This window comes from Dyella lipolytica, from assembly GCF_030160075.1.
Taxonomy (GTDB): domain Bacteria; phylum Pseudomonadota; class Gammaproteobacteria; order Xanthomonadales; family Rhodanobacteraceae; genus Dyella_B; species Dyella_B lipolytica.
Genome location: NZ_BSNQ01000003.1, coordinates 2,009,965 through 2,030,649 on the forward strand (window position 1 = coordinate 2,009,965; position 20,685 = coordinate 2,030,649).

Annotated in this window: 16 protein-coding genes; 7 read left to right on the forward strand and 9 right to left on the reverse strand. The window is 62.6% G+C overall.

The window, feature by feature from the left end:
* Positions 1-44 precede the first annotated feature (44 nt).
* The 5 genes from QQL64_RS10490 to QQL64_RS10510 all read left to right on the forward strand — a co-directional run bounded on the left by QQL64_RS10490 (position 45) and on the right by QQL64_RS10510 (position 7,232).
* On the forward strand, positions 45-1,973 hold the full coding sequence (locus tag QQL64_RS10490) for a S53 family peptidase (RefSeq protein ID WP_284399028.1): 1,929 nt from the start codon (positions 45-47) through the stop codon (positions 1,971-1,973).
* A gap of 110 nt (positions 1,974-2,083) precedes the next feature.
* A complete protein-coding gene (locus tag QQL64_RS10495) occupies positions 2,084-2,962 on the forward strand; it encodes a PhzF family phenazine biosynthesis protein (protein ID WP_284399031.1) in 879 nt (292 codons plus the stop codon).
* A 112-nt stretch (positions 2,963-3,074) separates the two neighbouring features.
* Positions 3,075-4,394 (forward strand): APC family permease, encoded by a 1,320-nt coding sequence (locus QQL64_RS10500; RefSeq protein ID WP_284399034.1) that lies wholly within the window; start codon positions 3,075-3,077, stop codon positions 4,392-4,394.
* A gap of 52 nt (positions 4,395-4,446) precedes the next feature.
* Entirely contained in the window at positions 4,447-4,983 is a 537-nt protein-coding gene (locus QQL64_RS10505; protein WP_284399037.1) for a (2Fe-2S)-binding protein, read from the forward strand.
* Entirely contained in the window at positions 4,980-7,232 is a 2,253-nt protein-coding gene (locus QQL64_RS10510; protein WP_284399039.1) for a xanthine dehydrogenase family protein molybdopterin-binding subunit, read from the forward strand. The genes QQL64_RS10505 and QQL64_RS10510 overlap by 4 nt, the downstream gene beginning before the upstream one ends.
* A 100-nt stretch (positions 7,233-7,332) precedes the next feature.
* Here the strand turns inward: QQL64_RS10510 and QQL64_RS10515 are convergent, their stop codons facing one another.
* Positions 7,333-9,291, reverse strand: a complete 1,959-nt coding sequence (locus QQL64_RS10515) for a hypothetical protein (RefSeq protein ID WP_284399041.1) — start codon at positions 9,289-9,291, stop codon at positions 7,333-7,335.
* Positions 9,292-9,357: 66 nt separating this feature from the next.
* Positions 9,358-10,236, reverse strand: coding sequence for a hypothetical protein (locus tag QQL64_RS10520; protein ID WP_284399044.1), 879 nt, complete (start codon positions 10,234-10,236; stop codon positions 9,358-9,360).
* A 407-nt stretch (positions 10,237-10,643) separates the two neighbouring features.
* On the opposite strand from QQL64_RS10520, the gene fusA reads away from it, so the two are divergent.
* Together fusA and QQL64_RS10530 are read left to right on the forward strand one after the other, a co-directional pair.
* Positions 10,644-12,683, forward strand: coding sequence for an elongation factor G (gene fusA, locus QQL64_RS10525; protein WP_284399046.1), 2,040 nt, complete (start codon positions 10,644-10,646; stop codon positions 12,681-12,683).
* Between the two features lie 149 nt (positions 12,684-12,832).
* Positions 12,833-13,360 carry a GreA/GreB family elongation factor gene (locus tag QQL64_RS10530; RefSeq protein ID WP_284399047.1) on the forward strand — a complete coding sequence of 176 codons (528 nt, stop codon included), beginning with the start codon at positions 12,833-12,835 and terminating at the stop codon, positions 13,358-13,360.
* Positions 13,361-13,364: 4 nt separating this feature from the next.
* Here the strand turns inward: QQL64_RS10530 and QQL64_RS10535 are convergent, their stop codons facing one another.
* From QQL64_RS10535 to QQL64_RS10565, 7 genes are read right to left on the reverse strand one after another with little or no spacing between them, the layout of a single operon-like run.
* Positions 13,365-14,672 carry a DUF58 domain-containing protein gene (locus QQL64_RS10535; RefSeq protein WP_284399751.1) on the reverse strand — a complete coding sequence of 436 codons (1,308 nt, stop codon included), beginning with the start codon at positions 14,670-14,672 and terminating at the stop codon, positions 13,365-13,367.
* The gene (locus QQL64_RS10540) at positions 14,672-15,673 is read right to left on the reverse strand and encodes an AAA family ATPase (RefSeq protein ID WP_284399049.1); all 1,002 of its coding nucleotides are present in this window, start codon (positions 15,671-15,673) and stop codon (positions 14,672-14,674) included. The genes QQL64_RS10535 and QQL64_RS10540 overlap by 1 nt, the downstream gene beginning before the upstream one ends.
* Entirely contained in the window at positions 15,670-16,800 is a 1,131-nt protein-coding gene (locus QQL64_RS10545) for a DUF4350 domain-containing protein (RefSeq protein WP_284399050.1), read from the reverse strand. Before QQL64_RS10545 ends, QQL64_RS10540 begins: the two co-directional genes overlap by 4 nt.
* Positions 16,797-18,329: a DUF4129 domain-containing protein gene (locus QQL64_RS10550; protein ID WP_284399053.1), complete on the reverse strand. Its 1,533-nt coding sequence runs from the start codon at positions 18,327-18,329 to the stop codon at positions 16,797-16,799. The genes QQL64_RS10545 and QQL64_RS10550 overlap by 4 nt, the downstream gene beginning before the upstream one ends.
* Complete coding sequence (locus QQL64_RS10555) at positions 18,319-19,296, reverse strand: stage II sporulation protein M (protein WP_284399055.1); 978 nt, start codon at positions 19,294-19,296, stop codon at positions 18,319-18,321. The genes QQL64_RS10550 and QQL64_RS10555 overlap by 11 nt, the downstream gene beginning before the upstream one ends.
* Positions 19,293-19,973: an RDD family protein gene (locus QQL64_RS10560; RefSeq protein ID WP_284399058.1), complete on the reverse strand. Its 681-nt coding sequence runs from the start codon at positions 19,971-19,973 to the stop codon at positions 19,293-19,295. The genes QQL64_RS10555 and QQL64_RS10560 overlap by 4 nt, the downstream gene beginning before the upstream one ends.
* Positions 19,973-20,512, reverse strand: coding sequence for an RDD family protein (locus QQL64_RS10565; RefSeq protein WP_284399060.1), 540 nt, complete (start codon positions 20,510-20,512; stop codon positions 19,973-19,975). The genes QQL64_RS10560 and QQL64_RS10565 overlap by 1 nt, the downstream gene beginning before the upstream one ends.
* Between the last annotated feature and the right edge of the window lie 173 nt (positions 20,513-20,685).

The following is a 20,685-nucleotide window of genomic DNA, read 5'->3' on the forward strand; positions in this document are numbered from 1 at the left end:
CCTTCTGCGTAAGCCGAGTCGTTGTGCTTATCAGGAGGAACACCATGTTTGCGAAGCTGCACCGCAAGTCGCTTTCGTTGTCACTTGGCTTACTGCTGACCGGCCTGAGCGCCGGCGCATGGGCCGCCAATGCCGTCCCTGCTGTCGATGCCGGCGTCGCTTCGGCCAACCAGACTGTGCAGGTCACACTGGTGCTGAAGTTGCGCAACCAGGCCGCACTGGAGGATTACATCAAGCAGACCGTAACGCCTGGCAGTCCGAACTATCAGCAATTTCTGACGACGAGTCAGTTCGCGGCGCAGTACGGCGCTACCGCTGACGCCATCGCTCGCGTGCAGTCTTTCCTGCAGCAGCAGGGACTAAGCAGCCAAGTGCTGCCCAGCCATCTGGCGATCCGCACCAGCGGCACGCTGAGCCAGTTCGGCAGGCTGTTTCAGACCTCGGTCCATGACTATGTGTCGCGCCAGGACGGACACCATTTCCACAAGCCGGCATCGTCACTGCAGATACCCTCGGCGATCGCCGACGTGGTGGCCGCCGCCAGCGGCTTGAGCAGCGAACGTGCCTATCGTCCGCACCATGTTTCAGCGTCGGCGTTCACCGCGCTCAGCAGCCAGAGTCCGAAGGTGAGCGCGCTAAGCGCCACTTCCGACGGCTCCAGCGGCAACCCCACGGCATCGGGCGTACCCGGTCAGTACACGGTGGGTGACGTTGCCAATTTCTACAACATCAATCCACTCTACAAGCGCGGCGTCGTCGGCAAAGGCTCGACGATTGCCATCGTCACGCTGTCGAACTTCTATCCCAGCGACGCCACCGCGTATTGGTCGGATATCGGCTTGGCGACCAAGCCCAACCGCATCACGCAGGTGCATGTGGATGGCGGCGGTGCGATCGATGGCGGCAGCGGCGAGACGTCGATCGACGTGGAGCAGTCCGGCGGCGTGGCACCTTACGCCAACATCATCGTGTATGACGCGCCCAATGCAGGGAATGGCTATGTCGACGCCTTTGCGCAAGCCGTGTCGGACAACATTGCTGACAGCATTTCCACCAGCTGGGGTCTGCCTGAAATCTTCAACTTCGCGGCACTGAATGTAGCGGGTGCCAGTAACACCGACACCTCCGATGCCGGCGATCTGCGCGCCTTCCACGAAATCTTCCTGGAAGCGGCAGTGCAGGGTCAGTCATTGTTTGCCGCTAGCGGCGATTCCGGTGCGTACGACACGGTGCGCGACCTCGGTGCCGGCACTGCGGTGGGCGATTACACCGCACCGCTTACTGTCGACTCGCCGGCTTCCGATCCGTACATCACGGCTGCCGGCGGCACGACCACGCCCTACAGCTACGCGTTCGGCACCGGTCCGACCGAATCCATTTCGCGAGAAAGCGTATGGGGCTGGGATTACATCCAGAACTATTTCGATACCTACATCGGCCCGAATGTCATCAATCTGTTCTCATCCGGTGGCGGTGGCGGCGTGAGCGTGTATTGGCACAAACCGTTCTATCAAGTGTTCACTGATGGTATCCGCCGCAGCGAGTCGCACCAGTCGTTGGTCTACAACGATCCCAGTGCGGGACCGACCACGCTGCTGCAGCTGCCCAGTCGCTTTACGGGCCGCAATGTACCGGATGTGTCGTTGAATGCGGATCCGGAAACGGGCTACATCTTCGTCTCCACGTTCGACGGCGGATTGCTCGCTGGCGAAGGTGGCACCAGCTTCGTGGCACCGCAGCTCAACGGCGTCACCGCGCTGCTGCGTCAAAGCACGGGACATCGCATCGGTTTGTGGAATCCGCAAATCTACGCGATCCAGAATATTTTCGGCTATGGCCGCTTCTCGGCCTTCAACAGCGTCCGCGCCGGTGACAACTGGTTCTATTACGGTGCACCGCGTTACAACCAGGGTGCCGGCATCGGTTCGCTGAATGTCGCCAACCTGGATGCATTCCTGCGCGCCGGGTTCTGAGTCAAGCTCGATCCGGAAACGGGCCCGCATGCATGGCATGCGGGCCCGTTTCTTTTTTGCGAACGAATCGCGAGCGGCTACGATGCATGGGTCTCGACACAGGTATCGTCATGCCAACCAAACGTCGCTTCATGCAGCTCGACGTGTTTTCCCACCAGCCGCTGCTTGGCAATCCGCTGGCTGTCGTCATCGATGGCGATGGCCTCGATGACGCCACGATGCGATCGTTCGCACGCTGGACGAATCTCTCCGAAACAACGTTTCTATTGTCGCCGACCTCGCCTGATGCGGATTACCGCGTGCGGATCTTCACGCCGCGCCAGGAATTGCCGTTTGCCGGACATCCCAGCGTCGGCAGCGCCTATGCCGCGATTGAAGCCGGCCTTATCGCAAGAGGAAAAAGCGCGTTGCTGCAAGAATGCGCAGCTGGCTTGCTGCCGATACGCGTAAACGGCGAAGACCCCCAACGCAGCATCCACGTACAAGCGCCGCACGCACGGGTGCATCGTATCGACGCCCATCTGCATCAAATCTTAGACAACGCATTGCAGGGTCATCTGAAAGATGAACAAGTGCGCATGGTCGACAACGGCCCACACTGGCTGATCTGCAATCTGCGCGAGGCATCGCTGGTGCGCGAACTGCAACCCGATCTACCGGCCATCGCTGCCTTGTGCAAACAGCATGGCGCCATCGGGGTGAGCGTATTCGGTCGAGAACACAGCCAGAATGCTGCGATGGCCGTCCGGGCATTCTGTCCTGCGGATGACATTCCGGAAGACCCGGTTACCGGGAGCGCCAACGCCGCCATCATGGCCTTCCTCGTCGAACAGGGCGAACAGGCATACGGCCCACGCTACCGCGCCAGCCAGGGACGCGAGCTGGGACGCGATGGCTACGTGGATGTCGCACGCGATCCTGCCAACGGTGCGATCACCATCGGTGGGCACTGCGCCATCACGATCCGTGGCGAGCTCGACCTGGGCTAACAGTCCCGCCGCAAACGGCAGTGGCCGTAGTATTCGTCGTATTTACCGTCATGCAGCTTGCCGTATTGCGATGCGATTGCCATGCTCTGGGTTTCCTACTCAGGGGCACACCATGACGTCACCGGATTCCGGCTACCAGCGCAGCCTTCGCCTGCGGGATGCAGCGTTGGTCGTGATCGGCGGCATCATCGGCGGCGGCATCTTCTTGAACCCATTCATCGTTGCGCAACGCACCGAGTCCGGACTCGCGTTGCTGCTGATGTGGATCGGCGCAGGCGTTCTGACGCTGATCGGCGCGCTCTGCTATGCCGAACTGGGTGCGCGACGGCCGCACGCTGGCGGCAGCTATGTCTACTTGCGCGAAGCTTTCGGTCCGCTGGCCGGCTTTCTGTTCGGCTGGACGATGCTGCTGGTGATTTATTCCGGTTCTACGGCCGCAGTAGCGACCATCTTCGCCAAATATGCCGCATCGGTGTTCGGCCTCCCGATGACCACCGCCACCCCGCTGGCGGTCGGCGCGCTGGTACTGGTTGCCGGGATCAATCTGTTCGGGCTGAAGTTCGGCACGCAGATGCAAAATCTCTTCACGCTGTTGAAGCTGCTCGCCGTGGCGGTGCTGGTGGTATGCGGTCTATTTCTGGCCGGCGCCGGCAGCACACCGATATTGGCCGAGGACCCGGCGCGAAGCGGCGTGGGTTTCTTGAGTGCCTCGCTGCCCGTGTTGTTCGCGTATTCCGGCTTCACCTATCTCAACAACCTCGCCGGCGAAGTGCGTGAACCGCAACGCACCCTGCCCCGCGCACTGGCGCTGGGCATGGCCGGCGTGATCGTGGCGTATGCCCTGGTCAATGTCGCCTATCTTGCGGTGCTTGGCCATGCCGGTTTGGCGCTCAGCCAGACGCCGGCGGCGGATGTGATGGGCCGCGTGTTCGGCGCCACCGGCGCGAAGCTGATCGCCGTCGGCATCGCCATCTCCACCTTTGGCTTCTGCAACATCACGTTGGTGGCAGGCGCGCGCGTGCTGCAGGTGATGGGTGAGGATGGCCTGTTTTTCGCCAGTGTGGGGCGGCTGCATCCCCGCCACCACACGCCCAATCTTGCCCTGCTGCTGCTTACCGGCTGGTCGGTCGTGCTGGTGCTTTCAGGCACTTATGGGCAGTTGCTCGACTACGCCACCTTCGGCGACTGGCTCGCCTGTGCGGTCGGTGTCAGCACACTGTTCTGGTACCGCCGCCGGCAGCAGGCTGACGTGTCGTTCCGAGTGCCGGGTTATCCGCTGCTGCCGCTGATCTTTATCGCCACGATTGGGGTTGTGGTGGTGCAGAGTCTGCGCACCAGCCTGGTCAATACAGGCATCGGTCTGGCCATCATGGCCGCTGGCGTCCCTGTCTACCTGATTTGGCGCCGCTTGTTCAGCCCAGCACGCTCCTAATTTCTTACGGCGATGCCACAATGCGCCGATAGATCTTGAGGAGAACGCATCGATGGCGCAAAACCATGCCGCGCCGGCAACGAAAGGGGCCGATATCCCGCCGGTCGCGGTACGCGCCGGCATCGAGCTGCAGATCAACGGCGAGAATTACCGTCACACCGGCGATCCGCAGATGCCGTTGCTATGGTATTTGCGCGATGTGCTGCGGCTCGATGGCACCAAATACGGCGGCGAGCACGGTGAAGGCGGCGCGGACCTGGTGCTGGTGGACGGCAAAGCCACCTCGGCCATTGGCGTGACGATGGACAAGCTCAGCGGCAAGCAGGTCACGACCGTCGAAGGTCTGGTCACCGTCAAGGGTGAGCTGCACCCGCTGCAGCAGGCGTTTATCGATGAGGATGCAATCGGCTGCGGCTACTGCACACCCGGCTGGCTGATCGCCTCGATGGATCTGCTGAACCGCCGCAAGGATCCCTCGGACAGCGACATCGACACCTTGCCCAACCTCTGCCGCTGCGGTTGCCAGACGCGTGTGCGCAGCGCCATCAAGCGCGCAGCGGCATCGATGAAGCAAGGGGCGAAAGCATGAGCGGTACGGTACGGCTATCGCGTCGCCGCTTTCTGCAAGTGATGGCGGGCACGGCCGGCGCACTGATCGTGGGTGTGCGCATGGCGCGGGGCGCCGATGCACCGGTGCCGCTGGATATGCTCGGGGATACGCTGTACGGCCTGGGCCCTTATATTCGCATCGACGCCGATGGCAGCGTGCTGATCGGTGCCCGCGATCCGGACACCGGCACCGGCGTCGCCACAGCGCTGCCGCGCATCCTTGCCGACGAACTGGATGCCGATTGGCAACATGTCAGAGTCGTGCAACTGGGCCTTGGCGTAGCCAACGGCAATGGCGAACCGCGCTGGATTTACGGCCAGCAAGCGGGTGGCACCGGCAACTCCATGTCCAGGGCGTGGCGCGATTTGCGCGCTGCAGGCGCACTTGCGCGCTGGCTGCTGGTGCAGGCAGCAGCCCAGCAATTGGGTATACCCGCCGAGCGCCTGCGCACCGAAAAAGGGGTCGTGATATCTCCGGACGGCCGTCGCCTGCGTTACGGCGAGTTGGCGTCGGCGGCTACAAAAATCACGCCGCCGCAAAATCCTCCGGCTGTCAAAACACCCGATCGATATACGTTGATCGGACAACCCGCTGGCGATGTCGATGCACGCGGCATCGTCACCGGCCAGACACCCTACTCGTTCGATCAGCACTTCGGCGACGCCGTGGTAGCTGTGCTCTCGCACTGCCCCTGGCCAGACGGTCAGCTCGCAGAGTTGGACCAAAGCGATGCACTGGCGATCAAGGGCGTACTCAAAGTCGTCGAACTGAAACCCGATCCGAAACTGCCGCCGGGCCAAACGGTGATCGCGCCAGCCGTGGCAGTGATCGCGGAAACCACCTGGCTCGCATTGCAAGGTCGGCGCGCACTGAAACTGAGTTGGAAGCCCGGCGCCAGCAACAGCGAAAGCACCGCCGCCCTGGAGCAACAGGCGACGTCGCTGCTCGACAGCGACAGCGCCCCCACCACACGCGTGCGCGACGACGGCGACACGGACAAAGCCGCCCACAAAGGCGCGCGCCGCGTAGACGCCACCTATTACCAGCCGTGGCTGGCGCACGCCACCAGCGAACCGATGAACTGCCTGGTGCGCCTGGACAAGAACAGCGCCACGCTCTACGTGCCAACGCAGGCTCCGCAGCAGGCGTGGACGGTCGTGCAACGTTTGACCGGCCTGCTGCCCGATCAGATCGACATTCGCGTACCGCGCATCGGCGGCGGTTATGGGCGACGGTTGGATCACGACTATGTCGCCGAAGCGGTGTTGCTGGCGCAGGCCATCGACAAACCCTTGCACTTGTTCTGGACGCGCGACGAAGACCTCGCCCACGATTACTACCGCTCCGGCTGCGTACACAAACTCAACGCCGTGATCGACCGCAAACGTCAGATCATTGCGTGGAACCAGCGTCTCGCCAGCGCGTCAGCGTTGACAGGCCGCGGTGTATCGAGCGATCGGCTGTGGACATCCGAAGTGGACGTCAACCAGCTACCGGCCGGATTCGTACCAAACTATCGCAGCGACTGGTTCAGCCTTGCTTCGTCGACGCCGCGCGGACCGCATCGCGGCATGCCGCACATCACCAATGCATTTGCGGTCGACAGTTTCGTCGATGAAATCGCTTTTGCGCTGAAGGAAGACCCGCTGCATACGCGTTTGCGCCTGATCGGCGAACCGCGATTGGTTCCACTGCAAGGCGGCGGCGCGATCGACACCGCGCGTCTCGCCAACGTGCTGCAGCTGGTCGCCGACCGCATCAACTGGAAGGACTGGTTGCACACCGTCAATGGCCTGGGCATCGCCTGCTGGTACATGGACGGCGCTTATGTGGCGCACGCCGTCGAGGTATCCATGCGAGGCGAACAGCTCACCATCCAACGTGCGGTGTGCGCGGTGGACGTGGGTCGCGTGATCAACCCGATGGGCCTGGAAGGCCAAGTGGCCGGTGCGACACTCGATGCGCTGTCCAACGCGCTCAATCTTGCCATCACCGTGAAAGACGGCCAGGTCCAGCAGAACAACTGGAAGGACTACCCACTCGCCAGCATGGCGCAACTGCCCAATACGGTCGAAGTGATCACCGTGCCTGGCGAAGGCGATCCGGCCGGCGCCAGTTTCCTGGCCATGCCTTCGGTTGCGCCTGCGCTGGCCAACGCGGTATTCCGCGTAAGTGCAGTGCGTGTGCGGCGATTGCCGCTGATGAAAGAGCTGTTGCGGTTGCTTTGAACGCACTCCCTTTCCGCAGCGGAGAGGGAGTCAGCGCCTCGCTCGTTCGAAACTCGTCGCGTTGTGCGCGCTCATCACATCGGCCTCCCGATTTCTGTCGCTAGTGAAATTGGTCGCTGGCGGGCACCCACGAACTCGATGACGGGGCCGGCACATGCAAGGGTTTCGCCGGTGCCGACGACGCTCCGCAATCCGGTGGTAGCGGCCCTCCGCTGACACGTGCCGCCGCGCACTCGGCGCTGTTGTCCAAGGTAACCGGTGCAGCCGGCGACGCTGTGCTCACCGCAACCGCTGGCGCCTTCGGTATCGACGGATTGGCAGACGGCAGATTGAGGCGATCGTAAATCTTCTGCGGCAACGGCGCTGCGGGTGGATCGGGATTGGTGCAACCGAAGAGCGACGACGGGAGCAACGGCATCACCGAGCATTTGATGCGCACGCCTTGCGGCAAGTTGAAGGTATGGCTCACCGTGGTTTTTTCGACGGCGTGGCGCAACGCGGTGTCGACTGAGCTCTCGCCTTCGGGCGTCCAGTATTTATCGAATACGGTGGAGCGATATTTCGGCACATTCATGTTGTGCGACATGATTTCCGTATCGCCGCGCGGTTTGAGCTGGATGTACGAGCCGTTCGGATTGCCCGCTGTGCCACCGCCAGCCTGTGCTCCAGCCGTGCTGCCCGCACCGGCGGATGGCGAAGGCTGACCACTTTCGGTGCCGTTGTTTTGCGAGGGCTGGTTCACGCCATTCGGTTGCCCCGGATTGGCCGTCTCGCTGCCTGCCGGCGTTGCATTGGGCGCCGTGCTGACGCTGGCGTTGCCTTCGTTGGTGGGTGCACTCGACTCAGATGCGCTGGGTGCCGGCGACGATGCAGCCGCAGTGGACTTTTCGCTGGGTGCCGATTCGGGCGCTTTACTCGGCGTGGTGGTGGGCGTGGTTGGCGTTGTCGATGACGACGCGCTCAATTGCGGCCGTATCGACACTTCAGGCACTGCAAGCTTGGGCGCGGCGATGTTTAACGGCGGCGCAGAAGGTGCCAGGTTGGGTTTGGGTGCGGCACTTGGCGCGAGCGGCACCGGCGCGAGTTGCGCCTCCTGCGGACGCAGGGTTGGCGCCAGCACCTGTTGCGCCGTCCGCGGCAAACTCGGCGTCACCAGCGGCGTGGCCGACGATTGAAGATTGACCGTCGGCGCAACCTTTGCCGGCATCGGAATCGGCTGGATCGGCGGCGACGGTGGCGCGGCCGGTGTTGGCGCAGGTTCGACGGCGGCGGCGTTCGGCAAGGGGATCGGCGCAAGGGAGGGTTTCTCCACCGCTATTTGCGGTGGCGTCGCCGTGAGCGCCGATTGTGCGGGCTGGGTAGGTAATGCCAACGATGGCAGGGGCGGCATCGGTTGCGTGCCTTCCGCTAGCGCCTTGCGTGCCGGTTCCGGCTGAAACTGCGGAGGAACCGGTTGTGGCGCCGGAATCGCAGGCAGCGACAACGCAGGTGGCGGCAAGCCGACCGCCTTGGGTTGCGTGATGGCGGTCGGCTCCGGTTTGGGCAGCGTGATCGGCGGCAAGGGCGCGGCGGCAGGTTGCGGCTTTTCGGCGGCGACTTGCTTGGTCTGTGCCACCACCGGTGTTTGCACCGGCGCGGGAACAGGCGGCTGTTGCACGGCTGCGACCGGTGCGGCGGTCGATGCTTCATGGGTGGCATGCGTCACTTGTGACGTATTGCCGCGATGAGTCGGTCCCTGTTCTTTCGGCGGCACGCCACGAATCGGCGGCGGCGGCGGTGGCTTGGGTTTGTTTTCGATCAGCCGCACCAGCAGCTCGTTGCCCTTGGGCTCCGGCGGCGGCGATGCCAATTCGTACGGCGAACCGAGTATGGCGCCGAACAGAAAGATCAGATGCACCAGCAAGGTACCGATCAGCCCCGCCAGCTTCAGCAAGCGATCACGCGGCCTGTCGCGGGTGCGGCGCCGATAGACCATCGCCCACGTCGCCGCATCGCGTGGCGACTTGATCAACACGATCGGCTTGGGCGTTGCGGGTTGATCCGGTGGCAATGGCGACATAGCCGCCAGTGTAATGGGCTCGGCGGAATTTCTTCCCCTACCCTCACAGGGAAAGGGACAAGCACGTTAATGCTGAGATGTAACCGCAGCCCTCTGCGCGTCCACCGCCCGCGCCGGCGTATCCACCGGGCAACCGTAAGGCAGCGGCTTGCCAATGTTGTAATCCGCGATGCACGTGGCGAGATTCGGCGCGCTGGGTTTCGGCATGCCTTTCACTAGTGCGGCGGGCGCCATATTCAAGCGTTCGTCGCCATCGGTGGATGGTGGCGGCGGCGGTGGATCGGCGCCGCCGCAGCCGCCGCTCAGCGCCGCCAGCGAAATGCCGCAACGGATACGAACACCCTTGGGCAGCTCGATCGTTTTCGTCACCGTGGTTTTTTCGACTGCTTTCTGCAGGGCGTCGTCGATCGCATTGGTGTTTTTACGCCAGTACGGATCAAGCGCCGTCGGTTTGTATTTGACCGGGTCGCGGTCGTGCATGATTTGCGTATCCCCTTGCGGAACGCGCTGCACATAATCCGCGGCCGGCGCAGCGGGCGCACCGGAGGCATTCGCAGGCAGGATGATTCGTCCGGTGCGATCGAACAGCACGGGTTGCGGTGCCGAACTCGCCGATGCGGGTGGCGGCGGCGAGACGGGCGTCGGCGGCGACTCGGGCAGATGCACCGTCATGGCGTTTTTCGAAACGGGTTCACGCGCCGGACGAGGGGGCGGCGCCACCGGTGGTGGAGCGGCGTGCGGCCCCGCTGCGCTATGAAAAATCAGGCGCACCTGCATCGTCGTTTCCGGCTGCACTAGCGTTGCTTCCTGCTGCCTCACGCCAGGCTTCATCTCGTACCAAACGATGCTTACGAAGATGACGTGCAGAACCAGCGCGATCGCCAGCGCCACCCACAGGCGACGGTGATCGCGCGGGGCTTTGCGCCAGCGCAACTGATGCAGCATGGCGCGGGTGGGTCCGTCGAACGGGGCCAGGCCGCGATCCTTATCGGGCGGCGGCGAGAACCAGCGGTGATGTTCGACCTCGTCGGGGCGTTCGATAAGCCGTCCTCGGTGTATTGCCCGGCCACTGCTTGTGGCCGCTGTGCAGACAGGGGTGCCACACAGACCATCCGTGGGGCCTTCGGTTCCGTCCGATTACATCGTGTTAACGCTTGGTCGTCTTCGCAGTGCAACTTGACCAACCCTTGCAATGAGAGAAGTCTATACATGCGGCCCTGCGCCGCTTCCCGCCATGACCGCCCCTGCGTCCCGCACGCGAAGGACGACCATGACGGCCCGCCAATGCGCGGCCTCATGCGGCTCCTCAGGTCCTCGCACGATCCCGCGCCTCGTCAGAGGAGGGTCGCATCGTGTCGTATCACACGGAAAATATCCGCAACATCGCGCTCGCCGGTCACGCCGGCGCGGGCAAGACGACGTTATTCGAGGCCTTGCTGCAAACCGGTGGGGTGATCCAAACCGTCGGATCGGTAGAGCGCGGCACGACGCAGTCGGATACCGACGCGCAGGAGAAAGCACGCGGTCATTCCATCGATAGCTGCATTGCCGGCATCGACCGCGGCGATTCCCATATCAACCTGATCGACACGGCCGGTTATGCCGATTTTCGCGGTGGCGCCCTTTCCGCTTTCGCCGCGGTTGAAACCGTTGCGGTGGTGGTCAACGCCGCCAACGGTATCGAACATGGCACCCGCCGCATCATGGAGCATGCCCGGGAACGCGGACTCGCTCGTTTGCTGGTCATCAACAAGATCGATACCGAAGGTGTGAACCTCACATCCTTGATTGAAGCCTTGCGCGATGAATTCGGCAGCGAGTGCCTCCCCGTGAATCTGCCGGCCGATAACGCCAGTCGCGTGCTCGATTGTTTTTTCCATCGCGAAGGCAAGACCGATTTCTCATCGCTGGCCGAAGCGCACCAGCAGATCCTCGACCAGGTGGTGGAGATCAACGAATCCACCATGGGTGCTTATCTCGACGCCGGCGAAGAATCCCTGACGCCGCAACAATTGCACGATGCATTCGAGCAGTGTTTGCGCGAAGGGCACTTGGTGCCGATCTGTTTCGTGAGCGCGCGCACCGGCGCTGGCGTTAGTGAACTATTGGATATCTTTGACCGCCTGCTGCCGAACCCCGCCGAAGCGAATCCACCGCCGTTCCGCAATGCCGAAAACCTGCAGATCGCGATCGATCCGAATCCGGGCTCGCATGTGATCGCCGATGTATTCAAGGTGATCAACGATCCTTTTGTCGGCAAGCTGAGCGTGTTCCGCGTATGGCAAGGCACGATCCGTCGTGACAGCCAGCTGTTCATCGACGACAACCGCAAGGCGTTCAAGGTCGGCCATCTGTTCCGCTTGAACGGCAAAACCCATGTGGAAGTCGACCAGGCGATTCCCGGCGACATCGCCGCCGTGGCAAAGGTGGAAGACATCCACTTCGACGCCGTGCTGCACGATTCGCATGACGAGGACAGCATCCATCTCGCACCGCTGCACTTTCCGCAACCGATGTTCGGCCTGGCGCTGGAACCGAAACACAAAGGACAGGAACAAAAGCTTTCGCAGGCATTGTCGCGATTGGCTGAAGAGGACCCATGCTTCCGCATGGAACACCACAAGGAACTCAACGAAACCGTGGTGCGCGGCCTTTCCGAGCTGCACCTGAAAATCATGCTGGAGCGCATGAAAGAGCGTTACGGCGTGGAAGTGATCACGCATCCTCCGCGCATCGCCTATCGCGAAACCATCGCCAGCTCGGCCGAAGGCCACTATCGGCATAAGAAGCAGACCGGCGGCGCGGGACAGTTCGGCGAAGTATTCCTGCGTGTGGCTCCGCTCGAACGCGGCGCCGGCTTCGAATTCATCGATGCGGTAAAAGGCGGCGTGATTCCCGGCCAGTTTTTGCCGGCGATCGAAAAAGGCGTGCGCCAGGCGATGGATATCGGTGCGGTGGCCGGTTATCCGCTGCAGGACCTGCGTGTCACTGTCTACGACGGCAAATACCATCCGGTCGACTCGAAGGAGGTTGCCTTCGTCAGCGCCGGCAAAAAGGCGTTTCTCGATGCGATCAGCAAAGCGCGGCCGATTGTGCTGGAGCCGATCGTCGACGTCGAAGTGTCGATTCCGGAACTCAACGTGGGCGACGTCACGGGCGGCTTGGCCAGCAAACGTGCGCGCATCATGGGTACCGATACCCGACGCGGCGGCGAACTGGTGATCAAGGCGCAGGCACCCTTGGCCGAACTCACCGACTATCCCACCGAGCTGAAAGCCATGACCGGCGGCCGGGGGCGCTACAGCTTGGATCTCAGCCATTACGAGCCGGTTCCGCCACCCGTCCAGCGGCAGCTCAGCGAGGCGTGGAAGCCAAAACTGGAAGAGGACTGACATCGCCTACCCTAGCAACCAACGGGCCGGCGACATTGCAGTGTTCGGCCGCGTCCCCATGTCATGAATGCGTCCCCATGGCCCTCTTGGCGCGATCCACCCGGGCTTTGAGAGCACTCTCTCATCAATGAATTCTCACGGAGGGCCGCATGAGTCGCGCCTTCGTTAAAGACAACGATGGCGATGCGGAAAACGCATTGCCCGATCTGCCGCTAAGCGATCACCCCAATTACGTAACGCCGCACGGCATGGCTGTGTTGCGCGAACGCCTGGCAGCGGCGCATGCGCGCCGCGATGCCTTGCGTACCACTGAAAGCGATGCCCTGGGACAGCAGAGCGAACTTGCTTCGCTCGAGCGCGAATTGCGCTGGCTCAACGCACGCGTTGCCAGCGCCATCGAGGTCGATCTTGCGAAGCAGCCGCGCGACCGCGTCGCGTTTGGTGCCATCGTCACCGTGGACAGCGATGAAAGCGAACGGCGCTGGCAGATCGTCGGCGAAGACGAAGCCGATGCCGAACATGGTTTGGTGAGCTACGTATCGCCGCTGGCCACGGCACTGATCGGCGCGCGCGTGGGTGACGAAGTGCGCTGGCAGCGACCGGCCGGCGACCTGATGATCGAAGTCGTGCGTATCGACTACTCCGACACCGCGCCGCGATCGGAACCGCAGCGATGATTCGCTAGAGCCTGTTCTCGCGCTTGAGGCGAAGATAGCGCTCGATCAAGGCACCGGACAATTCCGAACAGCCCACATCCATCGTCATCACGCCGTGGCGATTGAGATTGTCGTGCACGCGTTCCCGCTCGGCCAGATAGTGCATGGCCGAAGCGCTGCGAATGGCCGTTTCCAGACTTTCGCCAGCGTTGCTTGCAACCTGCTCCACCGCTCCTTCACGCAGACTCGCGACAAGCACGAGATGACGTTGCGCAAGCACGGTGACGGCCATGGCTAATTCGGTGTCGTCTTCGTCCCGCACATTGGTGATGAGGATCACCAGCGATCGGCGCCGCTGACGTTCCTGCAAGGCGTTGGCGGCAGCGAGATAGTCCGTCGGCGTCGGCATCGCCTGCAAGTCGTATCCGGCGCCGAGCAGCATGTCCATGCCGCCGCTGCCGCGCTGCGGCGGCAGCCAACGCTGCGTGCGTCCGGTGCAGGCGAGCATGCCCACCGCATCACCCTGGCGCATCGCGATATACGCCAGCGACAGCGATGCATTCAATACATGATCGAAATGCGAGATCGCACCATCTTTGGCCAACATGCGGCGGCCGCAATCGATCAGCAGCACGATCTGCTGGTTGCGTTCCTCACGATACTCGCGGGATATGAAGTGTCCGACACGTGCCGTGGCTTTCCAGTCGATCTTGCGCAGACTGTCGCCGACGCGATAGTCGCGCAGTTCCTGGAACTCGGTACCTTCGCCGCGCCGCCGTTGCAATCGCGCGCCGGCGACGTGTGTAGCGAGCTCGACACTCAAGCCAGCCATCTTCGCCAACGGCGCAAAGTTGGGGTAGACGCGCACTGTGTCCACGGTGCCGAGCGTTCGACGCTGCCTCCACAAACGCCAGCTGGAACGAATTCGCAGATGGCAGCCGGCGAAAGTCGCCAAACCGCGTTCGCCAGGCATCAGCGCGTAGTCGAATGCGCATTCCTCGTGCGACGCCAACTGCAGCCGATAGGGTAGACCACGAACTATCCAGCCGCCGGGATGCAGATCATGCACCTCGATGTCGTATGCCTGCTTGTCGATCGAACGCAGCCGCATACGCACCAACATCTCAAGACCAAGCGGCACGACGGGCGCAACGTCACGCTGCAATTCCGGTGCAGGCCGACGCGCCAGCCGCCATGCGTCGAACAAGGCGACCAACGCGAGCGCACCACCGTACGCCAGCCATGCGGCCAAGGGCAGCATGGCCAGGCTGGCCAGCACCCCGACCAGTACCCAGCCGAACAACAGCCACAGCAGTAGCGAACTTGGCCGCATCATTGCCGGGGAGCGGCGACCTTGTGCAGCAGTGCGCGAATCACATCGTCGGGCCGCTGCCGCTCCACCAGCGCCTCCGGTGCGAGCAAAAGGCGATGGCGAAGCGCCGGTAGCGCAACTGCACGTACATCGTCCGGCGTGACGAAATCGCGGCCGTCCATCGCAGCGTGCGCACGCGCCAAACGCGCGAGTGCCAATCCGCCGCGCGGCCCTGCGCCACCAACTACGGCCGGCCATTCACGAGTCGCGCGAACAATGCGTACCGCATAATCGGTGACGGCAGCATCCATGCGCATCGCTGCCACGCCTTGCTGCATGGCCAGCAGTTCCACTTGGCTCATCACTTGTTGCACACGCGACACATCCAGGTCTGCCGCGATGCGTCCTTCGAGCACGTTGTGCACCATGCGCCGCTCATCTTCCAGCGTGGGGTAGCCGATCAATACCTTGATCAGAAAACGGTCCAGCTGCGCTTCGGGCAACGGATAGGTACCCTCTTGCTCGATCGGGTTCTGCGTGGCAACCACCATGAACGGTGTCGGCAACGGAAAGCGCCGTCCTTCGATCGTGGCCTGCCCTTCCTGCATGGCCTCGAGCAATGCCGCCTGTGTCTTGGCCGGCGCGCGATTGATCTCGTCGGCGAGCAGTAGATTGGCGAACACCGGGCCGCGACGCACCTGAAAGCGTTCGGCCTTTACATCGTAGATCGCGTGTCCTGTGACATCGGTCGGCATGAGATCGGGCGTGAACTGAATACGACCGAAGGTGCAGCTCACCGATGCGGCCAGCGCGCGCACGAGCAAGGTCTTGCCTAATCCCGGAACGCCTTCGATCAGCACGTGACCGGCGGCGAGCAATGCCATCATCACCTGGTCGAAGACCTCGCCCTGGCCGATGAACGCGTGGGCTACTTGCTGCCGCAACTTCGCTGTATAGGCATGGATGGCTTCGACCGTCATCGGCGCCGGCGGCGTCACGGGCGCGAGAGTGTCTGTGGTCATAAGTGGCTCCTGAGTCGCGCCAAAGTGTGGATGCTTATGCGGAACGCCGCAGCGTTTGCGGGAGAACGAAAAGCCTGTTCGACGCGTGCGGACTCCAGCTGACTGCGCTGCGCGAGCCAGTCGTACAGCTCAGCGTCCTTCAGCATGGCGCTGGCTGGATCGCGGCGGCGCAAGCGCGTCAGTACCGAGTCGCACGCAAGTCGATGCAAACTCCGTCCGCCATCACGCCGGAACAGGAATTCGCCTACTGCCTGGATGTGCTCCGTTAAGGCGCGTCGATGACTCGCCGGCACTGGCATCAGCGGCCCGAAGCGCTGGCTGCGCGCCGCCATCCAGCCAGCGAGCAGCAACAGCGACGCCAGCACTGCCGGCCAACCGCGCAGAAACAGATTTACCCAGAACGACGTGCCGATCAGTTCGTAGAGAAGGTAGCAGTGGCCACGCCCAAAGTTCGGAGCGAGCAATCGCCACGCGAATTCCTGCTCGGGTGCGTTCTTCAAACGCTCGCCGGAAATCGGGCCGATATCATTGAGCAGGCTGACCGTCCCGAGACCCATCGGAACGCGCGCGAAAGCGAGTCCTTTGTCGTCGTTGCCAACGGTGACACTGGCTTGAGCAAGGATGGAAGGACGCAGACGGAAACCCGGTCCACAAAGCGATGTTTCTGGCGGTTTCTGATCAGCCGATGCCTTGGCATCCGTCTGCAGCGATGCGCATAGGAAAGAACCTTGGCGCACGTCCAGCAAGCCCAGTTGCTCGAGCAATGGAACACCGTGGCCGGTGTAGGCCATCGGCGAAAACACCAGATGGCCGCCTGAACGCACCCAGGCGACCAGTGCCGTAGCCTGGTCAAACGTGATGCGGCCGACGTCGTCGCCGATGACGACGGTGTCGCCCGGTTTCAGCAAAGGTAGAGTCCTTGCCATCGATATGCTGCTGCTCGATGGCTGTCCCATATTCTCGAGCGTCAGTTCGAGCGCGTAGAAGCGGTTGTAACGCGCCTCTCCGGTCGACGGCGTTGTTTCGGTCACCCATTTCTGCTCGAAGGTGTAGAAAAATCCCGCGACGCATACGGCGATCAACGCGAGCGCGCCGACCAGCAGGTACACGTGCTGGCGCGTAATCACGATGCCACCTGCTGCGCGGGCCAACCCGATAGAAGCACGGCCACTTCGGCATCACCCGGATAACGATTGGCGTACGCCGCCAGCTGCCAGGTGCGCACGATGGCGATCAGACGTTCGCGTCGTGCCGAATCTTCGATGGACCTGGCGTACTGCAGCCAGTCGGATTCGGTGGCATCGACAGGCGCCGGCATGCGCAACGCCGCTGCCGCACGCAACATGCTGCCTCGATAGAGCAGTGCCAGCGCTTCGCGACGGCGGCCGTTGTGCCAGAGCTCGCCGGCAGCTCCAGCGAGATCCGCGGGAATGACTTCTTCATGCACCGTGCTGGTGTTCAACACGGTGGGTTTGCGCATGACGCGTTCCACTTTTGGAACAGACACGCGCAGGTTTCGCAACGCGAAGACCACCAACGCGACGAGTGCGACCGCCAGCACACCCCACGCCAGCACATTGATGACGCCGGACGCAACGTTGCCGAAAAACGCCGATAAGAACGACGCGTCTCCATTCGGATGGGACGTCGGCCGGAACCACGATCTGGGAACCCAGCGGGACACCTTATGCTCGCTGCCGAATGCAGGATCGCGATACACGTAGGCCGCTTCGCTCGCGAACACTGTATCCCGATCGTTCACGGGTTGATGGAACGCCTGCACGATGCTTACCTTCGTCGCCGGCTCCGCAGGTGTTGGATGCGTATCTGCCGCGCGTGCACTCGGCGGCAACCACCCCAGACACGCCACCAACAGCACACCTGCTACGCCGGCCTCGAGCAATCGCTCGCGCAAACGCCGGAAAGTCAGATCGATATCCCAGGCTTCCAACTGCGTGCGACGGTTGAGGTACAGCGCGAAGCCCGTCGCGACATACAGTGGCTCGATCACACTCATCGACAGATACGCGACGCCGGATGCGATCCACACCAAGGCATGCTTGAAGGCGGGTAGCGTGAGCGCCTGATTCAGATCGCGCATCGAGTCGGGCAGCACTTCGCCAGGCAGCAGCCACAACGCGAACAAGCAGATGCTTATGAAGAGCACCAGCTCAAACGCGAGGCACATCCAGGTCAGACCGCCCGCCTTGCCGCCCAGCGGTCGACTCAGCACCCGCCAGCGCGCAGAGCGCTGCGACCGCGACAGGCCTTCCAGCAACTCCATCGGCATCCGCAGCGAACGATGCGTGTCTACGCGCAGCCAGGTCAGCATCGCCACGGTGCGTGCCCAGGGCCAACGCATCTGGCCTTTCAATGTTTCGCGCCAGGCGGGGGCTCGTTCGAACACGGCGCGCGATAGCACGTACAAGGGAATGCGATCGAACAGAGGACGCAGCCACCACGGCAGCAACAAGCCCAGCCACGGCATGCCGAAGAACCACGCCACCAGCTGGCACAAGAGGAAAATCGGCAGCGTGAAAGCAAACCACGCGGTCCATACCGGACGTGCGTGAGCACGCAGCATCGCCGAGCCGAGGTCCATGGCCTCCATCGCCGTACGCGGCCGCAAGGCGACACCGATGCGCTCAAGCTGCATGGTCGCTCTCCCTGCCGCCGCGAACCAGCCAGAACAACACCAGCAGCCAGATCGCCGCGCCACTGCCGTATTTCACGATATTCGGTAACGCCGATATCGAGGACCAATAGGCTTCGATGAACGCGGCAACCAACAGCATCGCAAACGCACCTAGCGCAAGCTGCGCTCCCCTCCACGCGGCCTCGCGCAATGCCGTCTCGCGCCGTAGGCGTCCGGGCGCAAGCAAACTCAGACCGAATTGCAGGCCCGCACCGCCGGCGATCACCATCGCGGTCAACTCGAAACCGGAGTGACCGACTACGAATCGCCAGAACGGCGCTCCATAACCGATGGCGTTGAGATGCCCCGCCACTCCACCGATGATCACGCCATTGGCGGTAAGCACGTAGACCGCGCCAACGCCGAACAGCAGGCCCGACGCAAAGGTGCGGAAGGCGATGCTCACGTTGTTCATCACGTAATGGCCGAACATCTGCAAGTCGGTACCGCTGCTGCGGCCGAGATTGACGTTGGCCGGGTCGTACATCTTCTCGAACGTGCTCAGCTGCGTGGCACTGAACAGCGAATGCGCCAGTTCGGGCCGCCATTGCAGCAACACGTAAGTGACTATGGCCGGCACGTACAACAAAATCGTCGCGGCCAGCATGCAGCGCCACTGTTCGCGCACCAGCCGGGGAAAATCGCTGAGCAGAAAGATCGCCACCTTGTGCCAGCGCGGCGCCGGCGGGCGATAGAGTTGGCGATGCCCCATCTGCACGATCTGCTGCAGCTGTGTAATCACCTCGCGGCTGTATCCGCGTGCCTGTGCCAAGGCGAGGTGGTGGCAGACGCGCCGATACGACGCGGGAAAATCCAAGGCCCGTTCCGAACGCATCGCGACCTGCGGTTGCCGGTCTAGCTGAGCGAGCCAGAAACGCAGCGCATCCCATTCTTCCGCATGCAAGGCGACGAACTGCTGCTGTTTCATGGCCGCCCCAGCAGTCCGTTGGCGTATGCGGCGATCTGCGTCACCGCCGCGGTGCCTTCCCGCCGGGTCAGGGGTTCGAGGATGTGAGCCAGCTCTTCCTGCCGTTCCAGCGTGAGCTGTGCGGCACGTTCGGCGAACTCGATCAGCGCCGCTTGCTCATCCGGATCGAGCGGCACGGGCAGACGCTGCGATGGAACGATCGGAACCTTGCTGCCCGCAGGCAGATCGTCCGCATGAATGACCAACGTACCTGCAACGATGTCACCGATCCGGCGTGCAGACGGATCGATCATGGTGCACACCAAACCTACGCCATACAGAACTGGCAGCGCGTCCACGACACGCAGCAAGTTGCGCACCACCGATGGAATCAAGGTAACCGGCGTACCGTCTGCGCACACCACGCGCAAACCCACCGCACGCTTGCCGATCGTCTGCCCTCCGAACCACACCTCGCAAACGACCGAATAGACCCACGTGAGCGCGAACAGCAGCAAGGCCGCCAGGCCCGCGCCGCCGCGACCGAACGCGGAGCAAATGCTCATCGCTACCAAAAAAAACAATGCGCGCAGCAGGAAATCGAGCAACCAGGCCTGCGCGCGCCCGAAAGCACCGGCAGCGCGCAAACGCAGGGAAACGCCTTCCGGCGTTTCGATCTCGCGCATCGTATCCAGCATCAGTCTTCGATGACGATGGTGTCCGCGATCAGATCATGCATGCAACGCCGTTCCGAGCCGAAGATCATCAATGTGTCCACCAGGCCGATGATGCCGCCGACAAACGGTATGAAACGAAACAGTTCGACGGGCAAAAACCGCAGAAAGATGAAGCGCGTCAGTGGAACCCGGCTACCGTCCTTGCGCACGACCTTGATGCTGAGCGCGCGTTTGCCGATGGTCTGGCCGTTGCGATGCAACAGCACGCAATTGATGATGATCAATCCCAGCACGATGACCCCAGAAACGGCGGCAACCGGACCAGATACGAAGTTTGGCATCGCAGCATGACTCTGCGTCAGTGCCGGATTACGTGACGCCCAACCTTGCAGCACATAGAAGGACAGCGGCATCACGCATATACCGACGGCCAAACCGTCAATAATGGCTGCCCCTAAGCGTTGCCACCGCGATGCCTTGAGGACCTCAAGTTCAGCGCCGTTATACACATACGCATCATCGACCACCGCGCCGGGCGCGGCATACGGATTGGTTTCCATGGCTACTTTTTGTCCCTGTCAGAGTGCCGAGCCCCCTTGCTGGCACTTGATGGGAGTATAGAAGCAAGGTAGTCGTGGCGCGCAAGTGGCCGACACCAGGCAAAAATGGAGGCTGCCAGCGGGGAAACGGCCGGGAATTGCCGGCGAAATCGTTCGAGGGGCGCGCCCATATC